Source organism: Pseudomonas syringae pv. tomato str. DC3000 (assembly GCF_000007805.1).
In the GTDB taxonomy this organism is placed as follows: Bacteria; Pseudomonadota; Gammaproteobacteria; order Pseudomonadales; family Pseudomonadaceae; genus Aquipseudomonas; species Aquipseudomonas avellanae.
In genome coordinates this window covers 1,075,001-1,100,911 of the sequence record NC_004578.1, presented here as the reverse complement: position 1 = coordinate 1,100,911, position 25,911 = coordinate 1,075,001, and the positions used below count along the sequence as shown (strand labels likewise).

At 58.1% G+C, this 25,911-nt stretch carries 19 protein-coding genes, 2 rRNA genes and 1 pseudogene (1 of these 22 running past the window's edge); 12 read left to right on the top strand and 10 right to left on the bottom strand.

What is annotated here, in order from left to right:
• Positions 1-138 precede the first annotated feature (138 nt).
• A complete protein-coding gene (locus PSPTO_RS05315; RefSeq protein ID WP_005771489.1) occupies positions 139-1,098 on the top strand; it encodes a GDP-mannose 4,6-dehydratase in 960 nt (319 codons plus the stop codon).
• A 77-nt stretch (positions 1,099-1,175) separates the two neighbouring features.
• Here PSPTO_RS05315 and gmd read toward each other — a convergent pair whose 3' ends face one another.
• Entirely contained in the window at positions 1,176-2,222 is a 1,047-nt protein-coding gene (gmd, locus tag PSPTO_RS05310) for a GDP-mannose 4,6-dehydratase (RefSeq protein ID WP_005771491.1), read from the bottom strand.
• Between the two features lie 343 nt (positions 2,223-2,565).
• On the opposite strand from gmd, the gene PSPTO_RS05305 reads away from it, so the two are divergent.
• Together PSPTO_RS05305 and PSPTO_RS05300 are read left to right on the top strand one after the other, a co-directional pair.
• Positions 2,566-3,762 carry a GGDEF domain-containing protein gene (locus PSPTO_RS05305; RefSeq protein WP_010204046.1) on the top strand — a complete coding sequence of 399 codons (1,197 nt, stop codon included), beginning with the start codon at positions 2,566-2,568 and terminating at the stop codon, positions 3,760-3,762.
• Positions 3,763-3,837: 75 nt separating this feature from the next.
• Entirely contained in the window at positions 3,838-4,275 is a 438-nt protein-coding gene (locus PSPTO_RS05300; protein WP_005771495.1) for a GNAT family N-acetyltransferase, read from the top strand.
• 8 nt (positions 4,276-4,283) lie between these two features.
• Here the strand turns inward: PSPTO_RS05300 and PSPTO_RS05295 are convergent.
• A pseudogene (locus PSPTO_RS05295) lies at positions 4,284-5,923 on the bottom strand (methyl-accepting chemotaxis protein).
• A gap of 278 nt (positions 5,924-6,201) precedes the next feature.
• Here PSPTO_RS05295 and PSPTO_RS05290 point away from each other — a divergent pair.
• On the top strand, positions 6,202-8,217 hold the full coding sequence (locus tag PSPTO_RS05290; protein ID WP_011103382.1) for an alkaline phosphatase D family protein: 2,016 nt from the start codon (positions 6,202-6,204) through the stop codon (positions 8,215-8,217).
• An 86-nt stretch (positions 8,218-8,303) separates the two neighbouring features.
• On the top strand, positions 8,304-9,023 hold the full coding sequence (gene pcsA / locus PSPTO_RS05285) for a phosphatidylcholine synthase (protein ID WP_003380309.1): 720 nt from the start codon (positions 8,304-8,306) through the stop codon (positions 9,021-9,023).
• 62 nt (positions 9,024-9,085) lie between these two features.
• Here the strand turns inward: pcsA and PSPTO_RS05280 are convergent, their stop codons facing one another.
• Together PSPTO_RS05280 and PSPTO_RS05275 are read right to left on the bottom strand one after the other, a co-directional pair.
• Positions 9,086-10,309, bottom strand: a complete 1,224-nt coding sequence (locus PSPTO_RS05280; protein WP_005771500.1) for a sugar transporter — start codon at positions 10,307-10,309, stop codon at positions 9,086-9,088.
• 345 nt (positions 10,310-10,654) lie between these two features.
• Positions 10,655-10,999 (bottom strand): zinc ribbon domain-containing protein YjdM, encoded by a 345-nt coding sequence (locus tag PSPTO_RS05275; protein ID WP_032606961.1) that lies wholly within the window; start codon positions 10,997-10,999, stop codon positions 10,655-10,657.
• A gap of 248 nt (positions 11,000-11,247) precedes the next feature.
• Between PSPTO_RS05275 and PSPTO_RS05270 the strand changes: the two genes are divergently transcribed.
• The 3 genes from PSPTO_RS05270 to PSPTO_RS05260 all read left to right on the top strand — a co-directional run bounded on the left by PSPTO_RS05270 (position 11,248) and on the right by PSPTO_RS05260 (position 15,767).
• Positions 11,248-13,251: an acyltransferase family protein gene (locus tag PSPTO_RS05270; RefSeq protein WP_011103381.1), complete on the top strand. Its 2,004-nt coding sequence runs from the start codon at positions 11,248-11,250 to the stop codon at positions 13,249-13,251.
• A 75-nt stretch (positions 13,252-13,326) separates the two neighbouring features.
• Positions 13,327-13,986, top strand: a complete 660-nt coding sequence (locus PSPTO_RS05265) for an HD domain-containing protein (protein WP_011103380.1) — start codon at positions 13,327-13,329, stop codon at positions 13,984-13,986.
• Between the two features lie 155 nt (positions 13,987-14,141).
• Positions 14,142-15,767: a methyl-accepting chemotaxis protein gene (locus tag PSPTO_RS05260; protein WP_005771505.1), complete on the top strand. Its 1,626-nt coding sequence runs from the start codon at positions 14,142-14,144 to the stop codon at positions 15,765-15,767.
• A 12-nt stretch (positions 15,768-15,779) separates the two neighbouring features.
• Here the strand turns inward: PSPTO_RS05260 and can are convergent, their stop codons facing one another.
• On the bottom strand, positions 15,780-16,418 hold the full coding sequence (gene can / locus PSPTO_RS05255) for a carbonate dehydratase (RefSeq protein WP_003380298.1): 639 nt from the start codon (positions 16,416-16,418) through the stop codon (positions 15,780-15,782).
• A 248-nt stretch (positions 16,419-16,666) separates the two neighbouring features.
• Between can and PSPTO_RS05250 the strand changes: the two genes are divergently transcribed.
• On the top strand, positions 16,667-17,074 hold the full coding sequence (locus tag PSPTO_RS05250; RefSeq protein ID WP_005771507.1) for a hypothetical protein: 408 nt from the start codon (positions 16,667-16,669) through the stop codon (positions 17,072-17,074).
• 9 nt (positions 17,075-17,083) lie between these two features.
• Here the strand turns inward: PSPTO_RS05250 and rimI are convergent, their stop codons facing one another.
• Positions 17,084-17,539 (bottom strand): ribosomal protein S18-alanine N-acetyltransferase, encoded by a 456-nt coding sequence (gene rimI, locus PSPTO_RS05245; RefSeq protein ID WP_003380294.1) that lies wholly within the window; start codon positions 17,537-17,539, stop codon positions 17,084-17,086.
• Positions 17,532-18,335 carry a hypothetical protein gene (locus PSPTO_RS05240; RefSeq protein ID WP_005771509.1) on the bottom strand — a complete coding sequence of 268 codons (804 nt, stop codon included), beginning with the start codon at positions 18,333-18,335 and terminating at the stop codon, positions 17,532-17,534. The genes rimI and PSPTO_RS05240 overlap by 8 nt, the downstream gene beginning before the upstream one ends.
• A gap of 145 nt (positions 18,336-18,480) precedes the next feature.
• Here PSPTO_RS05240 and mksB point away from each other — a divergent pair, with 145 nt between their 5' ends.
• Genes mksB through mksF form a run of 3 tightly spaced genes read left to right on the top strand, consistent with a single transcriptional unit; the run spans position 18,481 to position 23,271 of the window.
• Positions 18,481-19,758 carry an Mks condensin complex protein MksB gene (gene mksB, locus PSPTO_RS05235; protein WP_011103378.1) on the top strand — a complete coding sequence of 426 codons (1,278 nt, stop codon included), beginning with the start codon at positions 18,481-18,483 and terminating at the stop codon, positions 19,756-19,758.
• Positions 19,748-20,455 carry an Mks condensin complex protein MksE gene (gene mksE / locus PSPTO_RS05230; protein WP_003380289.1) on the top strand — a complete coding sequence of 236 codons (708 nt, stop codon included), beginning with the start codon at positions 19,748-19,750 and terminating at the stop codon, positions 20,453-20,455. The genes mksB and mksE overlap by 11 nt, the downstream gene beginning before the upstream one ends.
• Positions 20,452-23,271 (top strand): Mks condensin complex protein MksF, encoded by a 2,820-nt coding sequence (gene mksF / locus PSPTO_RS05225; RefSeq protein WP_011103377.1) that lies wholly within the window; start codon positions 20,452-20,454, stop codon positions 23,269-23,271. The genes mksE and mksF overlap by 4 nt, the downstream gene beginning before the upstream one ends.
• 58 nt (positions 23,272-23,329) lie before the next feature.
• Here the strand turns inward: mksF and PSPTO_RS05220 are convergent, their stop codons facing one another.
• The 3 genes from PSPTO_RS05220 to PSPTO_RS05210 form a co-directional block, all read right to left on the bottom strand.
• Positions 23,330-23,491: a plasmid pRiA4b ORF-3 family protein gene (locus tag PSPTO_RS05220; protein WP_226992681.1), complete on the bottom strand. Its 162-nt coding sequence runs from the start codon at positions 23,489-23,491 to the stop codon at positions 23,330-23,332.
• A gap of 100 nt (positions 23,492-23,591) precedes the next feature.
• Positions 23,592-23,707 (bottom strand): 5S ribosomal RNA (rrf, locus tag PSPTO_RS05215).
• 158 nt (positions 23,708-23,865) lie between these two features.
• A 23S ribosomal RNA gene (locus PSPTO_RS05210) occupies positions 23,866-25,911 on the bottom strand; it runs 848 nt beyond the window's last position.

Sequence of the window (25,911 nt, the reverse complement as noted above, 5' to 3'; positions counted from 1 at the left end):
TTTTTCTTGACGAGTGTGGCTTGAAAACTGAAAACCCCGGCCTGATCCAGCGTGATTTACAAACAGCGCATACGGCCTGCCTGATCAGCCACGTCTGTTAAGCTCCATTACCTGACACAGTCAATGAGAGGCCCGACGATGCGACGCATTCTGATCACTGGTGCAAACGGTTTTGTGGGTCAGATCCTGTGCAGCATGCTGCGCCAGGCGGGTCATCATGTCATCGCGCTGGTCGGTGCCGAGTCAGCTCTGTCATCGCATGCTGACGAATCAGTGCGTTGTGACATCCGCGATGCCAGTGGCCTGGAGCAAGCGCTGTGTCGGGCGGCTCCCACTCATGTCGTGCATCTGGCCGCGATAACTCATGTGCCCACCAGCTTCAACAACCCTGTCCTGACCTGGCAAACCAACGTCATGGGCAGCGTAAACCTGCTTCAAGCACTGCAGCGAAGCGCCCCGGAGGCATTTGTGCTGTTTGTGAGCTCGTCGGAGGTGTACGGCGAGACCTTCAAGCAAGGTACTGCGCTGGGCGAAGACAGTGCCTGCAAACCCATGAATCCCTATGCAGCCAGCAAGCTTGCCGCCGAGGCAGCGTTCAATGAGTATTTCCGCCAGGGCCGGAAAGGTATCGTCGTTCGCCCTTTCAATCATATCGGCGCCAGGCAATCACCTGACTTCGCGACGGCTTCATTTGCCCGGCAGATCGCCTTGATTGAAGCCGGGAAACAGGCCCCTCAGTTGAAGGTTGGCAATCTACAGGCGGCGCGGGACTTTCTCGACGTGCACGATGTGTGCGATGCCTACGTCGCGCTGTTGCAGCTCGCCGACGAGCAGGAGCGTTACCCAGGGTGCCTGAACATCTGCCGCGGTGAGCCGACAAGCCTGCAGACGCTACTCACGCAGTTGATGGCACTGAGTTCAAGCGTCATCGAGGTGACAATCGATCCGGACCGGATGCGTCCTTCAGACATACCCAGCGCTTTCGGCAATAACTCCGCCATGCGCTGTGCCACCGGCTGGAAGCCCAAGACGAAGCTGGACGATACACTCGAAGCGTTGTTGAACTACTGGCGTCACGAGGTGATTTCGGCGGTTTGATCAGTCAGGGCTTTCAATGAGGGCGTCATAATCGATGACGCCCTGACGACCCCCTCAGGTTGAAGGCCGACCGCCAATCAGAACGAGGTGCCGTTCTTGTTGCGCCTCAGGTCAGCCTCAACCATCAATCGACAAAGCTCCTCAAGGCCGGTTTTGGCCTCCCACCCGAGCACGTTTCTGGCTTTTTCAGGATTGCCGATCAGCAACTCGACTTCAGAGGGGCGATAGAACTTCGGATTGATCTGCACAAGGGACTTGCCTGTACTCACGTCAATGCCCCGCTCATTTTCCGCGCTGCCCACCCACTCAAGGTTAATGTCGACAGCCTTGAAAGCCATGGATACAAAGTCACGAACCGTTTCGGATCGGTTGGTTGCCAGAACGAAGGAGTCGGGCTCTTCGGCTTGCAGCATGCGCCACATACCTTCGACATACTCTTTGGCAAACCCCCAGTCACGCCGTGCGTCCAGATTACCCAACTCCAGAACGTGCGGCAGGCCCAGTGAGATTCGAGCAGCTGCGTCGGTGATCTTCCGGGTTACAAACTCTTTACCGCGCAGAGGCGACTCGTGATTGAACAGAATGCCGCTGGCGCCAAAAATACCGTAGGACTCCCGATAATTGATGGTCATCCAGTGCGCATACAACTTGGCGACACCGTATGGGCTACGCGGATAGAACGAAGTCGTTTCAACCTGAGGAACCTCCTGCACCTTGCCGAACATTTCAGAGGTGGATGCCTGATAAAAGCGTATTTTCGGGTTTACGATCCGTATCGCTTCAAGCAGGTTGACGGCGCCCAGCCCTGTGATTTCAGCAGTTGTTATGGGCTGATCGAAGGAAACACCGACAAAGCTCAATGCGGCCAGGTTGTAAATCTGAGTGGGTTCGGCTTTCTGCACCAAGCGAATGCTGGCGCTCAAATCCGTCAGATCATGCTCAACCAGATGCAAATTCGGGTGTCTGGCGACGCCGAGTTCTTCAAGACGCCAGAAGTTGACCGAGCTGGTACGACGGAACGTCCCGTAAACCTTGTAGCCCTTTTCCAGCAGCAACTGAGTAAGGTACGCGCCATCCTGGCCCGTGATACCAGTGATAATTACCGATTCTTGCGGTGCACTCATAATAGGATTCCGTTCTGGGGCTGGCTCGGCTAACGTTAATTGTGCCGCGATACAATCACGAATTGCAGCACGCTCGCTTCGAAGGCACCCACAGAGCTTGAGTCGAAGCACCTGATCACTATAGATCCGGAACTTGAAGTGCAAGCGGTCAATTTCAAATAACCTGCGCTTGAGACTGGACGGCGGCGATCAGAAATCCAAGCTCGGCCGCGCACCTGAATCCTTTCAGCCAATCACCCACAGACCGCCGGTCGCTATTTGAAATTAGCATGCTGCAGTTTGATGGCACTAAGACATCATGCGTACTGTCCCAAGTCTCTCGATGTCAAAGTCCCGGTGCAACATGCTCGCTTCAACACTTGATCGTCCCAGCCCTGAAGATTCGCAAACCCTTGCCGAGGTCGAGCGAACCATTACTTCAGGGGTCGGAGCGCTGTGCTTCAGCCGTGGCCTTGAGCGACGTTATCAAACGGAAACCCGACTGCAACGGCGTGAGTTTCTGACTGCGATGGGTATCGGCGGCAGCCTGATCTATAACCTGTTTCTGATCACCGACTGGTTGATTCTGCGCGATGTTTTTGTCTACGTGGCGATAGGCCGTCTGTGCCTGATCACGCCGATGTTCATCATCATGCTGATCCTGGCTCGGCGCCTTGCTTCTCGTCGGGCGATGGAGACCACTGCTGCGGTCGCCACGGTGCTGTGCTCGCTCATGCCAATGGTGGTGATGACTTACAGCGAGAGCCCGTATCAGATCTTTTATCAGTTGGGCATGCTGCTGATCATGGTCTATTGCACCATGATCCAGCAGTTGCCGCTGCGCCATGCCGCCGCCGCGTTGTCCTGCATGCTGATCATTCAACTGGTGACAACCTACATTGCAGACTTCGCGGATTTCGTCATCTGGCAGGCCAATGCCCTGCTGTTCGTCTCGACGGTCATGCTGCTGTTGATGGCTTCCTATTTTCTGGAGCGGGCAAGCCGTCTGAGTTATCTGTTTGCACTGCGCGGACGCTTGCTGCAAGTGCAGTTGCTGGAGTTTGCACGCACCGATGCACTGACGCGTCTGTTCAATCGACGTTATCAGGATGAAGTGCTGACGTCGGTCTGGGAACGTGCCCGTAAAAAGCAGGCAAACGTGGCGATCATTTTGCTGGACATCGACCACTTCAAATCCTACAACGACAACTACGGCCATCCACAGGGCGATGTCTGCCTTAAGTTGCTCTGCAAGGCAATCCAGCAAAGCGCAAATGACGGCGGTGCAGTGGCCTTCCGGTTCGGTGGTGAAGAGGTACTGGTATTGATGAATGCCGATGCCGACCAGGCCACGAAGATGGCCGAGACCCTGAAAGCCACGGTGGCCGCCCTCAAGCTGCCGCACCCGGCGCTGGGCGAAGACGCGCATGTCACCATCAGTCTTGGCGTCGCATCGGGGATTGCCCCGCTGATCACTTACGATACGCTGATCAGCGCTGCCGATAACGCGCTGTACGCCGCCAAGCACGCCGGGCGCAACTGTGTGTTTTGCCAGCCATAATGCCTTCTGGCACCTTTACCCCGCCCTCCTCCGGCCTTAATCTCGACGCGCAATCATTTGGCTGGGAGCCACCGCATGAGCGTGCACATCGACATCAATACAAACCCCACGGAAGAAGATCGTCTGGCGATTCTGGAGCCGTTGAAGCGTTTCAATGCCGAGCAGGCGGGTGACGGGAAGTCAGAGAAGGTGGCGATGTTTATTCGCGATGATCAGACCCGGGAAGTTCTCGGTGGCCTGCACGCGCGCATTTTTTATCAGTGGTTGTTTATCGAGTTGCTGGTCGTGCCGCAACAAACCCGGGGCCAGGGCATGGGCTCACGCCTAATGCAGATGGCCGAGGATCTGGCCGTCGAGAAGGGCTGTGTCGGGATCTGGCTGGACACCTTCGACTTCCAGGCACCGGATTTCTACCGCCGTCACGGTTACACCGAGTTCGGCCAGATCGATGACTATCCGCCCGGCAGCAAGCGCTTCTTTTTCCAGAAGCGCCTGCCGGGCGAACAGTCCTGAGGACTGCGTCAGACCTTGAATCGGCCTACCAGGTCGTTGAAGGAAATTGCCAGGCGAGACAACTCCTGACTTGAAGCGCTGGTCTGGTGAGCGCCAGCCGCGGTCTGGGTGGAGAGGTCCTGGATGTTGACCAGATTGCGGTCCACCTCGCGAGCGACATGGGATTGTTCTTCGGATGCGGTCGCAATCAGCATGTTGCGATCGTTGATCTCGGCAAGCTCTTGGCGATGCGCTCCAGCGACTGGCCGGTGGCCTGGGCCAGCGACTGGGTGTTGCTCGCCAGCGTGCGGCTGTTGCCCATAGCGCGCACGGCCTGATCAGCACTGGCCTGGACGCTGCCGATCATGGTTTCGATTTCGCCAGTGGACGCCTGAGTGCGGGCCGCCAAGGCGCGTACTTCGTCTGCTACCACGGCAAAACCACGCCCTTGCTCGCCCGCACGGGCAGCCTCGATGGCCGCGTTGAGCGCCAACAGGTTGGTCTGCTCGGCAATACCGCGAATCACATCCAGCACCTTGCCGATCTCGCGAACACGTCCGGCGAGCTCTTCAACCATCGTGGTCGAACTGCTGATCTCGTCGCTGACCGTGTTGATCGCATTAACCGCATCACGGGCCTGATCACGGCCAGTAGCCGCTTCAGTGCTGGTCTGCTTCGACGCGTCGGAGGTGGACATGGCGTTGCGCGCCACTTCTTCAACCGCTGCGGTCATCTCGTTGACGGCGGTAGCGGCCTGCTGGATTTCATCATTCTGGCGCGTCAGGCCACGACTGCTTTCTTCGGTCACGGCGTTAAGTTCTTCTGCAGCCGAGGCCAATTGGTCGGCGGCACTGGATATCTGCCCGATGGTGCTCTTGAGGCTGGTCTGCATGTCGCCAAGGGCTGTGAGCATCAAGCCCGCTTCATCGTGGTGAGTGCTGACAATCGGCTGAGTAAGATCGCCACCGGCAATACGCTGCGCACTGAACAGTGCGCAGGCGATGGGCGAACTGATCACGCGGCTGATAAACAGTGCCAGAACAAAGGCGGCCACGAAGGCCACGCCGATACCGATGTACAGATTGAGGTTGGCTGTCGACTCTGTCTTCCCGGCAGCGATAGCGCCTTCGCCGATCTGACGATTGTTGGAGCCCACCATGATGCTCAGTTCGTCCATGACCTTGAGTTAGGCCGTGCGGACCTCGCCATCGACCAGCGCCCTTGCCGTACCAATATCACCGGAAGTTATGATGCCCAGCGCCCGATCGACCAGCGCCTGATACACAGGCCAGTCCTTGTCCATCTGATCGCCCGCAGCGCGCTCGTCATCTTCGAGTGGGGTAGCACGATAGGTCGAGTACGCCTTTTCTGCTTCGGCGCGGTTTTTTTGCAGGCTGGCGATGACATCATCCTTTGCACCTTGCGACGCATTGGCAGCCACGACCGTGATGAGGCGGTACAGGTCACGATTCTGTTCGACCACATTGGTCATCGTCTCGTTGGTTTTGGACACTGATACCAGGTTGTTGGAGAACACGAGTTTGAGATTGCTCGCCAGTTCGGCAATACCTCGACTGGCAACCATCCCCACACCGAGGGTAATCAGCGCACATAATGCGAATGAGATGAACAGCTTGGTAGACAGCTTGGCGTTGTAAAACCAGTTCATAATCGGAATTCTCGCGTTAGCATTGGCGGAGACTGCGCGGTCTTGCAGGGGATACCGGCAATTTTCGAACGTTGTGTAAAAGTGTCTATCGGCAACGCTACGCATCACTGAAGCCGCATAGCCATGCGTTTCATCCGGTTAAGTGATCGCGGCTCATATTTCCTCGCTGCAATGCCTTGAAACAGGCTGAGCCTGGCGAGCCAGCTGTGTAACAAGAACTTTCCACGCCTGCTGCGTTACTATTCCGTGCCTACGGTCCATCAGAGCCTTGAATCAGGATGTCCTCTTCGTCCGCCGAACACTGCGCGTCACTGCCGTCCATCCTTGCAGGCCCACTGTTACGCCGTCAGGAAGCTGGCCGTCTGGTGCTGTGGCTGGTGGGTTCGCGCCCACTGAACCTGACGTTGAGTCTGCGTCATGGCGCTGCTGATGCTGCATCAAGCGGCTTTATCGATTACCCGCTTACCGGCCAGCAATGTCAGGTTGTTGCTGTGGGACGCCATGCGTTCATTCACCTGATCGACCTGCAACTGGAGGCCGACCTGCCCCTGGACGCATGGGTCGATTACGACCTGCGGGTCGAGGGCGAACCGGGCGGTATCACAGAATGGGCGCCGCACTTGCTGTACGAAGGTGCCGTTTATCCGAACTTTGTCGTGCGCAGCAGCATCGACCATCTGCTGCATGGCTCTTGCCGCAAGCCACACCATTGCGCCGCAGAGGGCCTGCTTTGTGTGGACCGCTTGCTGGCCGACACCCAAGACCCGCTGCAACGCCCTGCCCTGTTGATGATGAGCGGCGACCAGATCTACGCCGATGATGTGGCAGGCCCGATGCTGCGCGCCATTCATGCGCTGATCGAACGGTTGGGGCTGTTCGATGAGCACCTCGACGGTGCGGTGGTCGATGACAGCGCCAGCCTTTATCAGCATCCGGCCAGTTATTACCAGCGTGCCGACCTGCTGCCTGCGCTGAAAAGCAACGACACGCTACGCGAGCGTTTCTTCGGTGGCGCAAGCAAGCCGGTGTTCACCAGCAGCACCGCCGACAATCACCTGGTGACCCTGGCAGAAGTCATGGCGATGTACCTGCTGGTCTGGTCGCCTACGCCCTGGACGTTAATCGAGCCGGACATGCCGCAACTCGACGCCGAGGAGCTGGAGCGTTACGCCAACGAACAGCAACTGATCGATGGTTTCGTTGCCGGGCTGGGCGGCGTGGCGCGGGCGATGGCGCATGTGCCGTGCATGATGATCTTCGATGACCATGACATCACCGATGACTGGAACCTCTCGGCGAACTGGGAAGAAACGGCCTACGGCCACCCGTTTTCGAAGCGCATCATCGGCAACGCCTTGCTTGCCTACTTGCTCTGTCAGGGCTGGGGCAACAACCCTGACGCGCTCAATGAGCTCGTCGGGCGGGCGCAGGACCTCAGTGGCCAGGCTGTGCGCAACAATCACTGGCTGGACAGCACTTCCCAGAACACCCTGATCGATCAGTTGCTGAAATTTCAGCAGTGGCACTACGTGCTGCCGACCCACCCGGCGCTGGTGGTACTGGACACCCGGACCCGGCGCTGGCGCAGCGAGTCGAATTTCAACCATCCGTCAGGATTGCTGGACTGGGAAGCGCTCTGCGAGCTGCAACAGGAACTGATCGATCATAAATCAGCGATTATCGTGTCGCCTGCCCCGGTGTTTGGCGTCAAGCTGATCGAGGCGATTCAGCGGGTTTTCAGCTGGTGTGGCTATCCGTTGCTGGTGGACGCAGAAAACTGGATGGCCCACCGCGGCGCAGCCAATGTCATTCTGAACATCTTTCGCCACTCCAGAACACCGGGCAATTACGTGATTCTGTCAGGCGATGTGCACTACTCGTTCGTCTACGAAATTCTGATTCGCCACCGCAGCGGCAGCCCGCATATCTGGCAGATCACCAGCAGCGGTATCAAAAATGAATTCCCCCGACGCTTGCTGGATACTTTTGATCGGCTGAATCGCTGGTTATACTCACCCCGCTCACCATTGAACTGGTTCACCAAGCGACGCCTGATGAAGGTCATCCCGCGCACGCCCGAGCACAGCAAGGCCGGTGAACGCTTATGGAATTCGGCAGGTATCGGTCAGGTATTTTTCAATGACCAAGGCCAGCCGACACGGATCAACCAGCTCAATGCCAATGGTGACTCGCCCACTCGTTTCGTCGAACCGGAGGAATACAGAGACGAACGGTCCGGTAACGATCGCGGTTTTCTGGAAAACAACCGGGAAACAAGGGATAGTCACCGCTAAACTTATCGGCGATTGCCGGGTCGATAGTTGCTACCAGTCAGGGTTGCGGCACGCCCTGGCAGCATTATTTCCTGGAGAGCGCCCCCGTGATTACCAATCAACGCATAGCCAGACTCAACGCCTGGGGCGCGCATGGCTTCACCGCCACCGGCGTCGTCCTTGCGTTTCTGGCAACTATTGCCCTGTTCAACAATGAACCCAAAGCCTGCCTGCTGTGGCTCGGTGCCGCTCTGATTGTCGACGGAGTGGACGGCTCGCTGGCTCGCAAGGTCAACACGACCTCGGTACTGCCGCACTTTGACGGCTCGGTACTGGACCTGGTCATCGACTACCTGACCTACGTGTTCATCCCGGCCCTGTTCATCTACCGCTACATTCCGGTGCCGGACTACACGTTGCTGTTGAGCGTGTCGGTCATTCTGGTTTCGTCGCTGTTTTGCTTCTGCAATGTCGATATGAAGAGCAAGGACAACTACTTTCAGGGCTTCCCCGCCGCCTGGAACGTCGTTGCGCTGTGCCTTTATATTCTGTCACCCGCACCGTGGCTGACGTTCATTACCATCATCGCCCTGGCGTTGCTGACCATGACCCGCATGAAGTTTCTGCACCCGTTCCGCGTGCGTCGTTTCATGCCGCTCAACATCGCAGTCACCACTGTATGGCTGCTGGCCAGCGCGCTGCTGATCATCAACCATCCGCACAATGGCCCGCTCGTCATGGGCTTGTGGCTGGCGATGTCGGCGTATTTTCTGGGGATTTGTATCTGGAGAACGTCGCTGGAATGGCTGGGCCGGCTCAAGGCCTGAACCAAAAGCCTTGACCTGCTTGCTCGCTGACTGCCTTGCGCAGTCAGCGAGTGTTGTACGGATCAGTGTTTAGCGTCAGCCTGCATCTCTGCATGGGGCTGCGTCTTGCCGAATAGAAACGTCGTATAGCAAATCAGCCCCAACCCGCCAAGGGCCAACAGGCCGCCTACAATGCCGACATTCGCCACGCCCAGGTGGCTGCTGACGACGCTGCCCAGCAAGGCACCGCCGCCAATGCCGATGTTGAATATCCCGGAAAACAGCGCCATCGCCACGTCGGTCGCATCCGGTGCCAGCGACAGCACGCGCGCCTGCAGCAACAGCCCGAAGCACATGATCGCCATCCCCCAGACCACGGTCAGCGTGCCGAGCATTGTTGCGTCGCCAGACAGTGGCAACAGCATCAGCAAGCAGACCGCCAGGGTGCCAATGGCAGTGATCAACAGACCGTTTGGAAACCGGTCGCTGAACAGGCTGAACACAATCGAGCCCATGATTCCGGCACCGCCGAAGACCAGCAGCAAGATGGTGGTCATTTCACCGCTGAGGCGCGACACGGTTTGCGTGAACGGCTCGATGTAGCTGTAGGCGGTGAAGTGCGCAGTCACCACGATGGCAGTCAACAGGTAGATGGCCATCAGGCGCGGGCGTTTGAACAGGATAGGCAGGCTGCGCAGCGAGCCGGAGTTCTGGCTCGGCAGCAACGGCAGCGCGCGCGCCAGCAGAAAGACCACCAGCGCAGCGACCCCGGCGATACCGAGGAATGTGGTGCGCCAACCCAGGGCTTCACCCAGCACACGTCCCAGCGGAATACCCAGAACCATCGCCAGCGAAGTGCCGGTCGCCAGCAAACCAAGGGCTTGAACCTGCTTGCCCGGCGGTGCGATGCGCACGGCAAGGGAGGCCGTGACCGACCAGAACACCGCATGCGCAAACGCAATGCCGACACGGCTCACCAGCAGAATCGCGAAGCTGGACGCCATCGCAGAGATGACGTGGCTGACCACAAACAGGCCGAACACAAACATCAACAGTTTGCGGCGCTCAATGTTGCGCGTCGCCAGCATCATGGGCAGCGACATCAGCGAGACGACCCAGGCGTAGATCGTCAGCATCAAACCGACTTGTGCCGGCGTCATGTCGAAGCTCTGGCCGATGTTGCTCAGCAAGCCGATCGGCACAAACTCGGTGGTGTTGAAAATAAAGGCCGCCAGGGCCAGCGCGAAAACGCCCAGCCAGCTGCCGGTGTGCTCACCGGTTTGTTCATTGGGAGGTGAAGTGATCAAGAATCTACAGCTCTCTAAAAATGTTCCGACCTGATGGCCGACCGCCACGCCTTGAAAGCACGCATGGCACCTGTACCGAAAACCACGGCTCGCCCCACCGAAAAACCAACGCGAAAACGCTCCGCTCGACAGTCATGATCGAGCGCAGTGTGCAAAGTGGATTATTGTGAATATGGGGGATACAGCCAGAATGTGAATTCTACGGACCGCTCAAGTGGATCACAACCCGTCCATACGTCTGAGACTTTACAAGTGACCGCCGGTAGGCCGTTGCCTTAAAACGCGAACGCCGCGCCGGTCGAGTGACCGGCGCGGCGTGCGAGCTGAAGAGATCGCCCGTCTGAATCAGACTTTGCGGACGAACTCGGACTTCAGTTTCATGGCGCCGATGCCATCAATCTTGCAATCGATATCGTGGTCGCCATCGACCAGACGGATATTCTTGACCTTGGTGCCGACCTTGACCACCAGCGATGAGCCTTTGACTTTCAGGTCCTTGATCACAGTGATGGTATCGCCGTCCTGTAGCACGTTGCCCGTGGAGTCCTTGATGACCTTCACGTCGTCGGAAGCATCGGCGCTGCCGGCGTCAGCGGACCATTCGTGGGCGCATTCCGGGCAGATCAGCAGGCTGCCGTCTTCGTAAGTGTATTCGGAATTGCATTTCGGGCAGGAGGGTAAGCTCACAATGGTTCTCACATCAAGGGGGGTAAAAACCATGAATTATAAAGGGCTTTTCCTGTTTCAGGTTAAAGACCGGTTTTTTACCCCTTCCTGCCGGCCTCGACGATTGGACAGATGCCAATACCTGAGCTAGAAAATAAAGGCATTCTGCTGATCTCTTCCCCCTTCGAATAACCACGCCCTGCGCCTCGCGTTGGCGGTAGCCGTTGCAGTCCCCGCCTTTATTTGACTCTTGCATCCAGAGACCACACCTCATGGGCATTCCTCATAACCCTGCGCTCGGCTATCGCCCCGAGATCGACGGCCTGCGCGCGTTGGCGGTGATTCCCGTCATTCTGTTTCACGCCGGCCTGCCGCTGTTCAGCGGTGGATTCGTCGGGGTCGATATCTTTTTTGTGATTTCGGGCTATCTGATCACCTCAATCATTCTCGCGGAAAAGATCAACGGGAAGTTCTCGCTGATCAATTTCTATGAGCGACGTGCAAGGCGCATCCTGCCAGCGCTGTTCGTGGTCATGCTGGTGTGCGTGCCGGTCGCCTGGTTGACGCTTGACCCACCGGACCTCAAGTACTTCGCCAAGAGCCTGGTGGCCGTGCCGATGTTTTCGTCAAACGTGCTGTTCTGGCTCGAAAGCGGCTATTTCGATGCGACGGCTGAACTCAAACCACTGCTGCACACCTGGACGCTTGCGGTGGAGGAACAGTACTACCTGTTCTTTCCGCTGCTGCTGATGCTCGGCTGGCGCATGGGCCGCACTAGACTGGTGATATTGCTGACCCTCATCGCGCTGGGCAGCCTGACGCTTTCGCAACTGGGTGCACGTAACGACGCCAGTAGCAGTTTTTACCTGCTGCACGCACGCGCATGGGAATTACTGACCGGCTCGTTTATCGCGCTCTACTGTGTCTGGCGAACGCGCCACGCGCCCAGCGTCAGCCTTCTCGATCAGGCGGCTGCGGCGCTGGGCGTGTTATTGATTGGCTACGCCGTCGTGCAGTTCGACGGCAGCACGCCGTTCCCTGGCCTAAATGCGCTGGTGCCGGTGCTCGGTGCAGCGCTGATCATCGTCTTTGCGCAAGGCAAGACTTGGGTTGGTCGAGCGCTGAGTTCACCGGCGCTGGTGCTCATCGGCATGATCAGCTACAGCGCGTACCTGTGGCACCAGCCGCTTTTCGCCTTTGCTCGTCAGCGCAGCCTGAATGAGCCCGGCCTGCCGTTGATGCTGAGCCTGACCCTACTGTCGCTGATAGTGGCCTGGCTGAGTTGGCGCTATGTCGAGCAGCCTTTTCGCAAACAGGGCGCATTCAATCGCCAACAGGTGTTCACCTCGGCAGGCGTCGCGTCGGCGCTGTTTATCGCGCTGGGGCTGACCGGTTACCTCAACAACGGCTTCAGCCAACGCTTCAACGTCGATCCGGCCATTTATGAGGAATTTGCCGACCCGCAGATTCGTGACAAATGCACTCAGACCACCGTCGACTTTTGCCTGTTCGGCGCAGCCAACCCAGACGCCACACCGGCTCTGGCGGTATTTGGCGACAGCCATTCGGAAGCCCTGTTATCAACCTTCGATAGCGTTGCCCGCCAGCAGGGCAAAACCATTGTTCATATCGGCCTGGGTGGCTGTCTGCCGTTGTTGGGCGTGGACGTCGCCAGCGGCAATTACGGCCCCGGCGTCTGCGAGGCGCTGGCCAGCCGCGAGTTTGAGTACGTGAAAAAGCACCGCATTGCAAAAGTGGTGCTGGTCGCGCGCTGGACGCTTTATACCGACGGCGATTACGGTAAAAAACCGATGAGCAAGTATTTCCTGATTTCCGCCGACAGTCAGGAAAGAAGCCGTGCAGCCTCACGCGCCGTGTTCAAGCAGGCGCTCGAAGCCACCGTTCGGGCGTACCGCGACATCGGCAGCGAAGTGGTCATCATTGCGCAGGTGCCGCAGCAGTTGATCAACCCGGAAAACCTTTATTACCGGCTGGCTCGCGACACATCGGACAGCCAGACGCAGAAGTTGCAGCGGATCAGCGAATTGTCAGTGCCGGTCGCAACGCATGAACATTTGCAGCGCTTCACGCGCGAAGTGTTCGGGCAGGCCAGCGAGTCGAAGCAGATCGGGCTGATCACGCCGGATGCAGCGTTCTGCAAGGACAGCCAGTGCCTGATAGGCGACATGAACTCGTACTACAAGGACTTCAACCACCTCAACGCCAAAGGCGCCGGGCTGCTTGCCGGTCAGATCAGCCAAATTGTTGCGCAGTGACAGGAGGCGACAGACGGTGTGTTTCAAAGCGTTTTCTGCAATGCTTGCGCCAGCGCACTGTTCAAGGACAACCGCATGGCTGCCGCAAGCTTCGCCCCGTTTCAGGATCTCGCCAACCTGCTGATCCCTTACACGCATGCCGAGAAGATCGACGGCTCGCACGACGTCTCACATTTGCTGCGGGTGTGGAAGAACGTCTGCGCCATACGTGACCGTGAAGGCGGCGATGCACGTGTGCTGATGGCCGCCACGCTGCTGCACGATTGCGTATCGGTCGAAAAAGACTCGCCGTTTCGCGCCGGTGCCTCGCGACTGGCGGCGGCAAGGGCCCGCGAACTGCTGGGCGACATGGGCTGGGATGAGGAAAGCATCGCCTCGGTTGCCCACGCTGTCGAGGCGCACAGTTTTTCGGCGGCGATAACCCCGGTGTCGCTGGAAGCAAAAATACTGCAAGACGCCGACCGGCTGGATTCACTGGGCATGATTGGTGTGGCGCGAACCTTTTATGTCTCCGGCCGGATGGGCAAATACCTGTACGAGCCCAATGATCCGCATGCCAGCCAGCGCCCGTATGACGACAAGCGCTTTGCCGTCGATCACTTTCATACCAAGCTGCTGCACCTTGCCGACGGCTTTCAGACCCGCACAGGCACGCAGATGGCGAAGGTCAGGCACGACCGGTTGAAACGCTTTCTGGATGAATTGATGGAAGAAATCGACGCGTCCCGGCCCTGAGCGGTTGCTGGTTTTCACCTTAAACGCAGGATGTCATAAAGACATCACATAACTGCCCTATAAACGGCTCTTCGAGAAGGTCCGTGTGTTTATAGGGGTTGTGTGCCGTGAAGAAGTTTCTGCCTCGTTTTCTACGTCGGCGAACGACAACAACCGTGTTGCGCCGCTTCAAGATCACCCCGCGCCTGGTGATCTGCTTTGGAATCACCTCTCTGCTGACGGTCGCACTGGGCGCATTTTGCCTGCTGCAGATGCAGGAAATCCGCAATCAGAGCGAAACGGTCGAAAGCGGTGCGCTGCCGAGTATTGCTATGGCCGACGCCATCGCCATCGGCCTGGTCAAACTGCGCAGCGAAACCACCCGCCTGATCGCCAACGCTGATGATCCGGGATCGGTCATCAACAGCAAGATAAACGTCGAACAGCTCAGAAACGAGGTCGAGAAAGGTTTCTCGGAATACCTCGCACGTGTGCAATCAGGCACCGAACATGATTCGATCATCGCGCTACAGGACGCTTATAAAGCCTTTATGCCGGGCTTGCAGGAACAGATCGCGCTGATTGAACAGAACAAACTGGATGAGGCCAGAATGCTGGCCAACACCATGCTCACGCTGCAGGGCGACCTGATGGACATGCAGGTGCAGTTGCTGCGAGAGCTGAACAAGCAGAGTGCCGCCAGCGCTGTAGACGCGGCCGGAGCCAGTTACGCACAAGCGCGAATTATCGCCCTGAGCGCCATCGCCGTCGTATTGACGCTAACCCTGCTGCTGGCGTGGCGCCTGAGCGTCAGCATCATTCATCCAGTGCGCCAGGCGTTGCACATCGCCAGCACCATCGCCGATGGCGACCTGACTGAACACCAGATTGCCGACGGCAAGGACGAAACCGCGCAATTATTGATCACCCTCGGGCGCATGCGGACCAACCTGCACGGTACGATCGAGCAAATTTATGCGGCGGCCACCCAGTTGTCGCAGTCGGTGCAGGAGATGGGCACCATCGCCGAGGTCAGCGCGCTCAATCTGCAATTACAGAACACCGAAATCGAACAGGCTGCGGTCGCCGTCAACCAGATGAGCCAGGCGGCCGTCGAGGTGGCGGGCAATGCCAGCAATACTGTGACTGAATCCGAGGCCTCGACCCAGGCCGCGGCGCAGGGTCAGAACAAGCTCTCGGCAACCATCAGTTCGATCAAGGAGCTGACCGAAAACGTGCTGGACTCTTCGCATCAAGCCGAAGGGCTGGCCGAACGCACGCAAAGCATCAGCAGCATCCTCGATGTGATTCGTGCGATTGCCAACCAGACCAATCTGCTCGCCCTGAATGCCGCGATCGAAGCCGCACGTGCAGGCGAAGCCGGGCGCGGGTTTGCCGTGGTGGCCGATGAAGTACGCTCGCTGGCGCAACGTACCAGTGCGTCTACCGCAGAAATCGAAGGGTTGATCAGCGGCGTGCAACAAAGTACCCAGCAAACTGCCAGTTCACTGCGCCACACGGCAACCCAGGCAAACCTGACACTCGAACAGGCTGCATCGACCGGCGCAGCGTTGACAGTGATCATCAATGCGACTGCCACGATCAATGATCGCAACCTGTTGATCGCCAGCGCCGCCGAGCAGCAGGCGCAAGTTGCGGGCGAAGTGGACCGTAACCTGAGCAGCATTCGCGATCTTTCCAGTCAGACGGCTTCAGGCGCACAGCAAACCACCGTCGCGAGCAACGCACTGTCGATGCTGGCGACGGACCTGAACCTGATGGTCCAGCGGTTTGTGCTTTGATGCGCGGATCGATCAGTCCTGCGGACGCAAACGGTACTGCGGCGGCAGTTGCTCGAAACCGCTGATGGTCACATCGAGGCTTTTCCAGCGACCATCCTTGATGCCGTAGATGCAACCATGCACGGACAGGCTCTGCCCGCGATGCCAGGCGTTCTGCACAATGCTGGTGTGGCCAACGTTGGCCACTTGCTGAATCACGTTCAGCTCGCACAGACGGTCGACACGCTCTTCTTCGGTCGGCAGCTTGGCCAGCACATCGCGGTTTTCGTAGTACAGATCACGAATCGTGCGCAGCCAGCCGTCGATCAGGCCGAACTGACGGTCCTGCATGGAAGCGCGTACGCCGCCGCAGCCGTAGTGGCCGGTCACCAGGATGTGTTTGACCTTCAACACGTCCACGGCGTACTGGATCACTGACAGGCAGTTCAGATCCGTGTGCAGCACGACGTTGGCCACGTTGCGGTGCACGAACAGGTCACCAGGCAACATGCCGACGATCTCGTTGGCCGGCACGCGCGCGTCCGAGCAGCCGATCCACAGAAACTCAGGAGTTTGCTGGCGGGCCAGTTTGGCGAAGAATTCAGGATCTTCCTGATTGATCGCGTCGGCCCAGCGTGCATTGTTATCAATCAGGTCTTGTAGCTCGTTCATGCTTTGACGCCTCGATAGTGATGCCCAGCCCTGGACTGGTAGTCCGATCCTTCACGTCACGCCTTGATGCCAAACTTGGACTGGTGTCCGGCCCTTCAAGTCACGTCGTTGTGCCACTACGTGCAACGTACGCCTGGCAGACGACTGTCCGTAGACGACTGCCCGCAAACAACTGCCCTTAAACAAAAAGGAATCTTCAAAGTCATGGCCGGTCAACTTTTTACGACCACCTGAAATGAGGATTTGTCATGAACGATTCACGCCGTCCATTCGGTGCCACCGAGCCAGAACCCATCGATGACAACGAAGACCGCATGGGCTCTATGGAAACACTCGATTTCGATGAGGAAGATCCTGCCCGCATCGGCGATCTTATCCCTGAAGACCAACTGCAACATGAAATTCCGGATCAGCGTGTGCGTGAGGCGGGCCTGACCGGCGCGTCGACGGACGACCACCATTCGACCGATGACGACCTGTCTCCGGAAATCCTGATTCGCGAAGACGGTGCCCGCTCCGCCTCCGAACAAGGCGAGGACGACCCTGCCGACCTGGACCTGACCGTAGTCGATGAAGATGATATTGGCGCAGGCAACGGGCTCGACGAGGAGGAACTGGCGGTTGTTGATCCGCTGGACGGCAATACTCAGCGCTGACCGCCAGCGTCAGTCGAACAGCGTGCAGGCCATGACCACTGCGTCTTCACGGCCGCCGTCGGGTGCCGGATAGTAATCACGACGCCGGCCTATCTCGTTGAAACCGTAGTTTTCATACAGACGATAGGCTGGCCGGTTACTGTCGCGCAGTTCCAGAAAGCATTCACGGGCGTTGAGCTGATAAGCGCGCTTCATCAGGTGGTCGAGTAGCAGCAAGCCAAGACCCCGCCCCTGGTTTTCAGGTTTGACCGTGATATTGAGCAGATGCGCTTCATCAATGATGACCTGAATAACGCCATGCCCCACCTGCTGCGCGCCCTCGAACATCAGCCAGATTTCGTAGGATTTGAGCCCGTCGAGAAAGATCCCGCGCGTCCACGGATGAGTGAACGCTGCGTATTCGATTTTAAGCACCGCGTCCATATCGGCTTCGGTCATGCGGCGGAAGGTTACGGCATCACTCATCGATCGATTTCCAGCGCGTCATCAGCCGACGCATGGCTTTCCAGACATCCGCCTTGCGCTCAGGCTCGTCCATCAATAATTCAAGACCTGGCAGCGCCCAGGCAGCGCCCAGACCTTCGACCTGAAGTTCGCGGTTGTAGGATTGGGCATCCACTTCGCCAGCAAACTTCATCGACGGCAGGCCGATCAGCCACAGGCAGGCGCAGGGCTCGTCCTCAAGCCGCGCGCCAACAAAACCCTGCACGAAATCCCGCGCCGCTTCTGGCCCCTGGTCCATCTGGCCACGCACCAGCAACGGCCAGCGCACCGGCTCACCGATAATCTGCGGGCTGTCAGGCAGGCCGGCAGCGCGCAGCATGTCCTTGAGCAAGAGGTAAGAAGGGTCGCGACTCTGAAACGGCTGGCCGGTGGTCAGCTCTACCAACAGCATGCAGCGCCCGGCGCGCAGCAGTTGCAGAGCGAAGCGTGGCGGCGGCACGACCGGGGCCTTGGGGGGCGCAGGCGCGGCTTCTTCTACAGGTGCAACGGTACGCGTGCTGGCCAGCGACGGGCGCGGCACTTCGATTTTCGGTCGCTCGGGCTGGCGTGCAATCGGCACAACGTTCGCCGCTTGCGCAGGTGCATCGTGTGCGGACGGCGCTGAGGCAGGCGCAATGCTCTGCACCTCGACCGGCGGTGGCAACGGCGCAAGCAGCTCCGGACGCGACGGTGCGGCGAAAGGCAGTTCTGTGCGCGGCAGCCAGTTGACCACCTGCATGGCGGTCAAATAAGCGCGGCGACGGGACTCGTTGAGCAAGGGTCAGCCACCTGTGGATAAGTTGAGCGCGCAATTCTAGCGTTGTTCGCCTTTTCGCGCTGCAGCATATCGCCGTGAGGTGAAATATCAGGCGACTGATGCAGTACAATTGCCGCTTTTCACTTGCCAACAAGCCGGCCTAACGATGATCGAACCCAAGCGCGTCCTGCGCGCCCTTGCCGAGCACTGGGCGTTACTTGAGCCTTTATGTGAACATTTCGACCAGGGTACTTTGAGCCTGAGCGAGCTGCGCCTGCAACTGGCGGCCCAGCAACAGGACAGTACCCCGCAGGACATCACCAACCTGCTGGACGTGTGGATCCGCCTGGACATTCTGGTCCCCGTCGCGAAAAGCCCGAACCGCTTTGAACTCAACGCGCAGATCCACGACTTTCTGTCCTACCTGCGCCGCGAACACCGGCTGGGCCTGTGCCTGGAGATCGAAGCTTATCTGCGTCACCTTGAGCGACTGGCCGGTTACATTCAGGATGCCTTCGATGTTCGCGATGCCAACGACCTGGCCAGACAGCTGCGGCTGCTGGACATGCGGGTGCGCGACGTCCTCAAGAAGCTGACCAACGACGAACAGGCGCTGGTCGCGGTGGCTGATCGAGCCAAGACCAGCGACCGGCAGATCCCGTTGCGTCAGCGCTATGCAGAAGTGCTGGCCACGTGGGATGAATACGTCGAGCCGATGATTCAACTGGTCAACGCCGATGGCGCCTTCGAACAGGGCGTGCGCAAGGTCGAAGTCGTTCTGTTGCGCCTACTGAGCGAGCAGCAGCGGCTTGGCCACTTGGTCGACGACGACATGCTGCTGCGCACCCATGCGCGCATCCTCGAAATGCAGACCAGTGCCCAGCTGACTTTGCGTCATGCGCGCGAGCTGCTGTTGCCGTTGCGCGAAGAGGCTCGCCGTCATAATGCCGTGACCCGAGGCGCGGCGCTGGCTTTGTCGGCTATCCGGCGCAAAGGCCTGGACGCAGTGCCGCAAGCGGCCATGCCGATGTTCACCCGTCCGCAAAGTACCTTTCTGGGCAGCGCGAGCCAGGTCGAGGCTTATGTCTATGCCCTGGCGCGCTTTGAACCCAAACCGGCGAAATTCCCCAAGGCCAGCGGCACCCGCAAGGGCGACGCGCCCCGTGCACCGCGCACGGTCAAAGAGATGCTCGAGCGCTGCGAAGACGCCCTGCCAATGCCCGACCTGATGGTCTGGTTGCTGGAACAGGAGCCCACCGGCGAAACCGACGAGCTGTTGTACTGGTTTTCGCGGTTGTCGCGTGACAAGCGTTTCGCCCGCGAACGCCTCGAGCGCCGCGAATATTTTACCCGGGAGCACCGCGTCAGCCTGCGCTCCTTTGCCCTGCTCGCTGCGCAAGACGAGCAGCCAGAGAATTCCGAGAGCCCTGTTCATGCATCTTGACCTATCCGAAATGTCACAGCTCGCGCCGATCTTTCGCGAGCTGTTCAAGGGCTATCACATCAGCCGCCGCGACCCGGAGCTGTACGCCCAGTTGTCCAATTGCCAGGATCAATACCGCACGCTGTTCAAGGCACTGGGCTACGAGCTGGTCTGCGACACTCGCGGCTTCTATTACTTCGTGCCGGAACTGGCTGCAGCCCAGGTCAACAAGACCGCTCAGCGCCTGGCGCTGTTCACCTTCATCCTCGTCGAGCACCTGGCTGATCAGGGCCGCGACCCGATGGCCGTGCTGGACGGCGGCAGCCTGGGCCGCGACGAGCTGCCTTCGATGCTGGAAAAATACCGCGACCTGTTTCTCCAGGCCGAGGTGCAGACCCAGGAAGAGCTGGAAGAGAAGATCATGCGCCGCATGACGCAACTGGGCTTTGCCAGCGAAGAAGTCGGCATCTACCGTTTCCTGCCGCCCATGCACCGTTTTCTCGACGTCTGCCTGTCGGTGCAACAGGACCGCGACCTGGCAGCCAGCCTGCACAGCGCGCTGCCACTGCCGACGCCGGTGCTCATTGATGACGACAGCGACGAGAAGCTGCTGGAAACCGATGACCCGCTGGACCTGGCTGAGTTCGGTGAAGAAACCGAAGAAGACGCACTGGCCCGGGCAATCGCCGATGAGCAAAGACAGGAGATGGACACATGAGCCAGGAACGTTATGGCATCCGCCGTTTTGCTCTGCTGAATACCGCAGGTTACAGCCTCGGCCTGTTCCCGCTGGAAAACCCGCTGTCGGTGTATGGCGCGAACAACCTGGGCAAAAGCGCCTCGATCAACGCCCTGCAGTTCCCGATTCTGGCGCGCATGTCGGACATGAGCTTCGGTAAGTACAGCCTGGAGCAATCGCGACGCTTCTACTTTGCCTCCGACACCAGCTACATCCTGGTGGAAGTTTCCCTGCCCCACGGCCCGCATGTGATTGGCGTTGTGGGTCGCGGTCCGGGTGGCGGTTTCGGCCATCAGTTCTTCGCTTATGCCGGTGAGCTGGATCTGGGTCATTACCAGAAGAACGACACGTGCCTGCGTCAGAAAGAGCTGTTCAGCAATCTGGAAAGTCAGGGCCTCAAAGCCTACGAACTCAAGCCCGATGAGCTGCGCCGCTTGCTGGTCGGCGGTCATACCTCCATTCCGCTGGACCTGACACTGATCCCGCTGCGCTCCACCAGCGAACAGAGCCTGAAGACCTTTCGCGCACTGTTCATCAACCTGCTGCACATGCGCGAAATCACAGCGGCCAAACTCAAACAGCTGTTTCTGGATGCTTTCGAGCACAGCCTGCGCTCGGGCAGCGTCGACTACATCGCGGCCTGCGAAGAAGCTTTCCGCGACGTGCGACGCATGGAGCAGGATTACAACTCGCTGGTGCTGGCTGGCCCGCTGGTCGAGGCGCTGGCTGCCGGTGTCAAGCAACGCGACCTGTTGCGTGGCAAGCTGCATCGTCTGTCACCGGTGCTCGATTCGCTGCTGGGCACCTGGTCGGATTACTCGGGTGCGCGCAAGGAAGAACTGGTCATCCAGGCCGAGCACTATCGCGCGCAGCAGGATGAAATGCAGAACGACCAGCGCAGCAGCACGCAGGAGCTGATGCGCCTGGAGCGTGAGATCAGCGGTATTCAGCGCTGGGTGGGCGAGCTGTCAGTGCTCAAGAATCGTTTCGCACTCGTCGATAATGCCAAGGTGCTGGAGCAACAGCTGCTGGCGGCCAAAGACGCACACGATGAACTGGCCGGTGCACTGGCCCAGTCCCGGCAGTTCAGCGCCGAAGACCTGGACGAGCGCCTGCGAGACCTGGAAAAACGCCTCAAGTCGGTGAAGCAGCAGCTCGATCACGCCGACAACAACAGCTATGCCCGACTGCGCGAAGAGTTCTCTCAGCCGGATGTAGAGCGCTTGATGCGCCTGTTCAACAGCGCCCTGTTCAGCCTGCCACTGGGTGAACAAGGCATCGCGCTGGACGATGGCGATGCGTGGGTCAAATCGCTGGAAACCATTCTGGATGGCTTCAAGGGCGACCAGTTTGCAGTGCCGGGCCTGACAATCAATCTGTCGAGCATTGAGCCACCCGCTCTGCAAGCGCTGGCTGATCGCGCGGCACTGCGCGATCAGAAAGAACGCCTGGAAAAAGAACTCAAGCAGCTTAAAACCCAGCAGGCTGTGGCTGCCGACCGCTCGGCGAGCAAGGTGCAGACCGAAGCGCTGTATCAACAGGTGCTAGATGCCCAGAAAGCGCTGGAAGACTTCCGTCGCTGCCAGACCCTGAGCGCCGAAGAGTCCGCCAAGCTGGAAGAGCTGGCGCAGATGGAGGCGGCTCAGGACGAACTGAAACGCTCCAGCGACGCCTTCACCGAGCGCGTCCAGCAGTTGTCGGCCAAGCTGCAACTGATCGCGCGTCAGATCGGCGATATGGAATCCAAGCAACGCACACTGGATGACGCACTGCGTCGCCGACAGCTGTTGCCAGCGGACCTGCCGTTCGGTACGCCATTCATGGACCCGATTGACGATTCGATGGATAACCTGCTGCCGTTGCTCAACGATTATCAGGACAGCTGGCAAGGCCTGCTGCGTAGCGACGGGCAGATCGAGGCGCTTTATGCTCAGGTTCGCCTCAAGGGCGTAGCGAAGTTCGACAGCGAGGATGACATGGAGCGTCGTCTGCAACTGCTGATCAACGCCTATGCCCACCGCACCGAGGAAGCGCTGACACTGGGCAAGGCTCGCCGCGCTGCGGTGACCGACATCGCCCGTACGCTGCGCAACATCCGCAGCGACTACGACAGCCTTGAGCATCAACTGGCGCTGTTCAACCGGGAGATCAACAAGCGTCAGGTGTCTAACCTGGCAAGCTTCCGCATCGTGCTCGCCCCGAACAAGGAAGCGCTCAAGCACATCGACCAGATTATCCACAGCGCCGGGCAGTACGAAGAAGGCGAAACACTGTCGGTCTTCGACCTGAGCCAGAGCGTCGAGCAGGATAACAAGAACGAAGAAGCCAAGGAGTACCTGGCACGACTGGTGGCTGCCAACCATAACCAGTTGGGCTTGAAGGACCTTTTTGAGCTGGCGTTCGAGATCACCAAGGTCAATGGCCAGCCGGTTATCCACACCGACATCGACGGCGCGGCCTCCAACGGCACGACCATGACCATCAAGGCGCTGACCAATATGTATCTGTTACTGCACTTGATGGATCGTGATCAGGCTGGGCGGATTCGCCTGCCTTACTACCTGGACGAGGCAGCCGACATCGACGAGAAGAATCAGGCTGCACTGCTGGAAACAAGCCTGCAGCTGGGCTTCGTTCCGATTCTGGCGAGCGTGAAGCCTCAGGTATCGGCCCATGTGGCTATCGACCTGGAAGGCGGCAGCGGACCTAATGGCATCTACATCGACGAGGCGGACTGGAAGTACATTCAGCGTCGCGATGAAGTGAAGCCAGCGGTTCCAGAAGTAGCGTCATAAAGACTGTCAGTTGTAACCGGAAGGCCGCATGAGAATGCGGCCTTTTTTTGTATGTGATTCAGACCTTCATTCCGTACAACCGATCATTGACGCGGGTATGGTCGAAGAGAGCCGAATCAACATCATCGCCATACCAGTCGAGCATGTTGTGGTGCTCGGGGTCATTGAGCTTTGTGATTGATGCGAGAAACTCCGCGTAGCCCCAACTGCCACCGACCATGCACCTGACCGTCCTGTCATGCTGGAAGCGATGTAAAATATCAAACTCCACAAAAACAAAAACCCTCAACGCGTAAGCGATGAGGGTTTTTGGAATTTAATCTTGACGATGACCTACTCTCACATGGGGAAACCCCACACTACCATCGGCGATACATCGTTTCACTGCTGAGTTCGGGATGGGATCAGGTGGTTCCAATGTTCTATGGTCGTCAAGAAATTCGGGTACCGAGTCGTGCCGTACGGCGCGCTTCAGCAAATCGGGTATGTGATAGCAAGCTGTTGCAGGTGTCGTTCGTGACGCAAACCTTCGGTTCGTGTCATCTCCACAGTCACCGCAATCTGGTCATTCGACTCAAATTGCTTGGGTGTTATATGGTCAAGCCTCACGGGCAATTAGTATTGGTTAGCTCAACGCCTCACAGCGCTTACACACCCAACCTATCAACGTCGTAGTCTTCGACGGCCCTTCAGGGAACTCAAGGTTCCAGTGAGATCTCATCTTGAGGCAAGTTTCCCGCTTAGATGCTTTCAGCGGTTATCTTTTCCGAACATAGCTACCCGGCAATGCCACTGGCGTGACAACCGGAACACCAGAGGTTCGTCCACTCCGGTCCTCTCGTACTAGGAGCAGCCCCTCTCAAATCTCAAACGTCCACGGCAGATAGGGACCGAACTGTCTCACGACGTTCTAAACCCAGCTCGCGTACCACTTTAAATGGCGAACAGCCATACCCTTGGGACCGGCTTCAGCCCCAGGATGTGATGAGCCGACATCGAGGTGCCAAACACCGCCGTCGATATGAACTCTTGGGCGGTATCAGCCTGTTATCCCCGGAGTACCTTTTATCCGTTGAGCGATGGCCCTTCCATACAGAACCACCGGATCACTAAGACCTACTTTCGTACCTGCTCGACGTGTCTGTCTCGCAGTCAAGCGCGCTTTTGCCTTTATACTCTACGACCGATTTCCGACCGGTCTGAGCGCACCTTCGTACTCCTCCGTTACTCTTTAGGAGGAGACCGCCCCAGTCAAACTACCCACCATACACTGTCCTCGATCCGGATAACGGACCTGAGTTAGAACCTCAAAGTTGCCAGGGTGGTATTTCAAGGTTGGCTCCACGCAGACTGGCGTCCACGCTTCAAAGCCTCCCACCTATCCTACACAAGCAAATTCAAAGTCCAGTGCAAAGCTATAGTAAAGGTTCACGGGGTCTTTCCGTCTAGCCGCGGATACACTGCATCTTCACAGCGATTTCAATTTCACTGAGTCTCGGGTGGAGACAGCGCCGCCATCGTTACGCCATTCGTGCAGGTCGGAACTTACCCGACAAGGAATTTCGCTACCTTAGGACCGTTATAGTTACGGCCGCCGTTTACCGGGGCTTCGATCAAGAGCTTCGCTTGCGCTAACCCCATCAATTAACCTTCCGGCACCGGGCAGGCGTCACACCCTATACGTCCACTTTCGTGTTTGCAGAGTGCTGTGTTTTTAATAAACAGTCGCAGCGGCCTGGTATCTTCGACCGGCGTGGGCTTACGCAGTAAATGCTTCACCCTCACCGGCGCACCTTCTCCCGAAGTTACGGTGCCATTTTGCCTAGTTCCTTCACCCGAGTTCTCTCAAGCGCCTTGGTATTCTCTACCCAACCACCTGTGTCGGTTTGGGGTACGGTTCCTGGTTACCTGAAGCTTAGAAGCTTTTCTTGGAAGCATGGCATCAACCACTTCATGTTCTAAAAGAACACTCGTCATCAGCTCTCGGCCTTAAGATCCCGGATTTACCTAAGATCTCAGCCTACCACCTTAAACCTGGACTACCAACGCCAGGCTGGCCTAGCCTTCTCCGTCCCTCCATCGCAATAACCAGAAGTACAGGAATATTAACCTGTTTTCCATCGACTACGCTTTTCAGCCTCGCCTTAGGGACCGACTAACCCTGCGTCGATTAACGTTGCGCAGGAAACCTTGGTCTTTCGGCGTGGGTGTTTTTCACACCCATTGTCGTTACTCATGTCAGCATTCGCACTTCTGATACCTCCAGCAAGCTTCTCAACTCACCTTCACAGGCTTACAGAACGCTCCTCTACCGCATCATCAAAAGATGATACCCGTAGCTTCGGTGCATGGTTTGAGCCCCGTTACATCTTCCGCGCAGGCCGACTCGACTAGTGAGCTATTACGCTTTCTTTAAAGGGTGGCTGCTTCTAAGCCAACCTCCTAGCTGTCTAAGCCTTCCCACATCGTTTCCCACTTAACCATGACTTTGGGACCTTAGCTGACGGTCTGGGTTGTTTCCCTTTTCACGACGGACGTTAGCACCCGCCGTGTGTCTCCCATGCTCGGCACTTGTAGGTATTCGGAGTTTGCATCGGTTTGGTAAGTCGGGATGACCCCCTAGCCGAAACAGTGCTCTAC

Excerpts from the sequence above, each read along its gene's own strand:
- PSPTO_RS05315 (WP_005771489.1), top strand. The coding sequence starts at position 139 with ATGCGACGCATTCTGATCACTGGTGCAAACGGTTTTGTGGGTCAGATC.
- gmd (WP_005771491.1), bottom strand. The coding sequence starts at position 2,222 with ATGAGTGCACCGCAAGAATCGGTAATTATCACTGGTATCACGGGCCAG.
- PSPTO_RS05305 (WP_010204046.1), top strand. The coding sequence starts at position 2,566 with ATGCTCGCTTCAACACTTGATCGTCCCAGCCCTGAAGATTCGCAAACC.
- PSPTO_RS05300 (WP_005771495.1), top strand. The coding sequence starts at position 3,838 with ATGAGCGTGCACATCGACATCAATACAAACCCCACGGAAGAAGATCGT.
- PSPTO_RS05290 (WP_011103382.1), top strand. The coding sequence starts at position 6,202 with ATGTCCTCTTCGTCCGCCGAACACTGCGCGTCACTGCCGTCCATCCTT.
- PSPTO_RS05270 (WP_011103381.1), top strand. The coding sequence starts at position 11,248 with ATGGGCATTCCTCATAACCCTGCGCTCGGCTATCGCCCCGAGATCGAC.
- PSPTO_RS05265 (WP_011103380.1), top strand. The coding sequence starts at position 13,327 with ATGGCTGCCGCAAGCTTCGCCCCGTTTCAGGATCTCGCCAACCTGCTG.
- can (WP_003380298.1), bottom strand. The coding sequence starts at position 16,418 with ATGAACGAGCTACAAGACCTGATTGATAACAATGCACGCTGGGCCGAC.
- PSPTO_RS05250 (WP_005771507.1), top strand. The coding sequence starts at position 16,667 with ATGAACGATTCACGCCGTCCATTCGGTGCCACCGAGCCAGAACCCATC.
- rimI (WP_003380294.1), bottom strand. The coding sequence starts at position 17,539 with ATGAGTGATGCCGTAACCTTCCGCCGCATGACCGAAGCCGATATGGAC.
- mksB (WP_011103378.1), top strand. The coding sequence starts at position 18,481 with ATGATCGAACCCAAGCGCGTCCTGCGCGCCCTTGCCGAGCACTGGGCG.
- mksE (WP_003380289.1), top strand. The coding sequence starts at position 19,748 with ATGCATCTTGACCTATCCGAAATGTCACAGCTCGCGCCGATCTTTCGC.
- mksF (WP_011103377.1), top strand. The coding sequence starts at position 20,452 with ATGAGCCAGGAACGTTATGGCATCCGCCGTTTTGCTCTGCTGAATACC.
- PSPTO_RS05220 (WP_226992681.1), bottom strand. The coding sequence starts at position 23,491 with ATGGTCGGTGGCAGTTGGGGCTACGCGGAGTTTCTCGCATCAATCACA.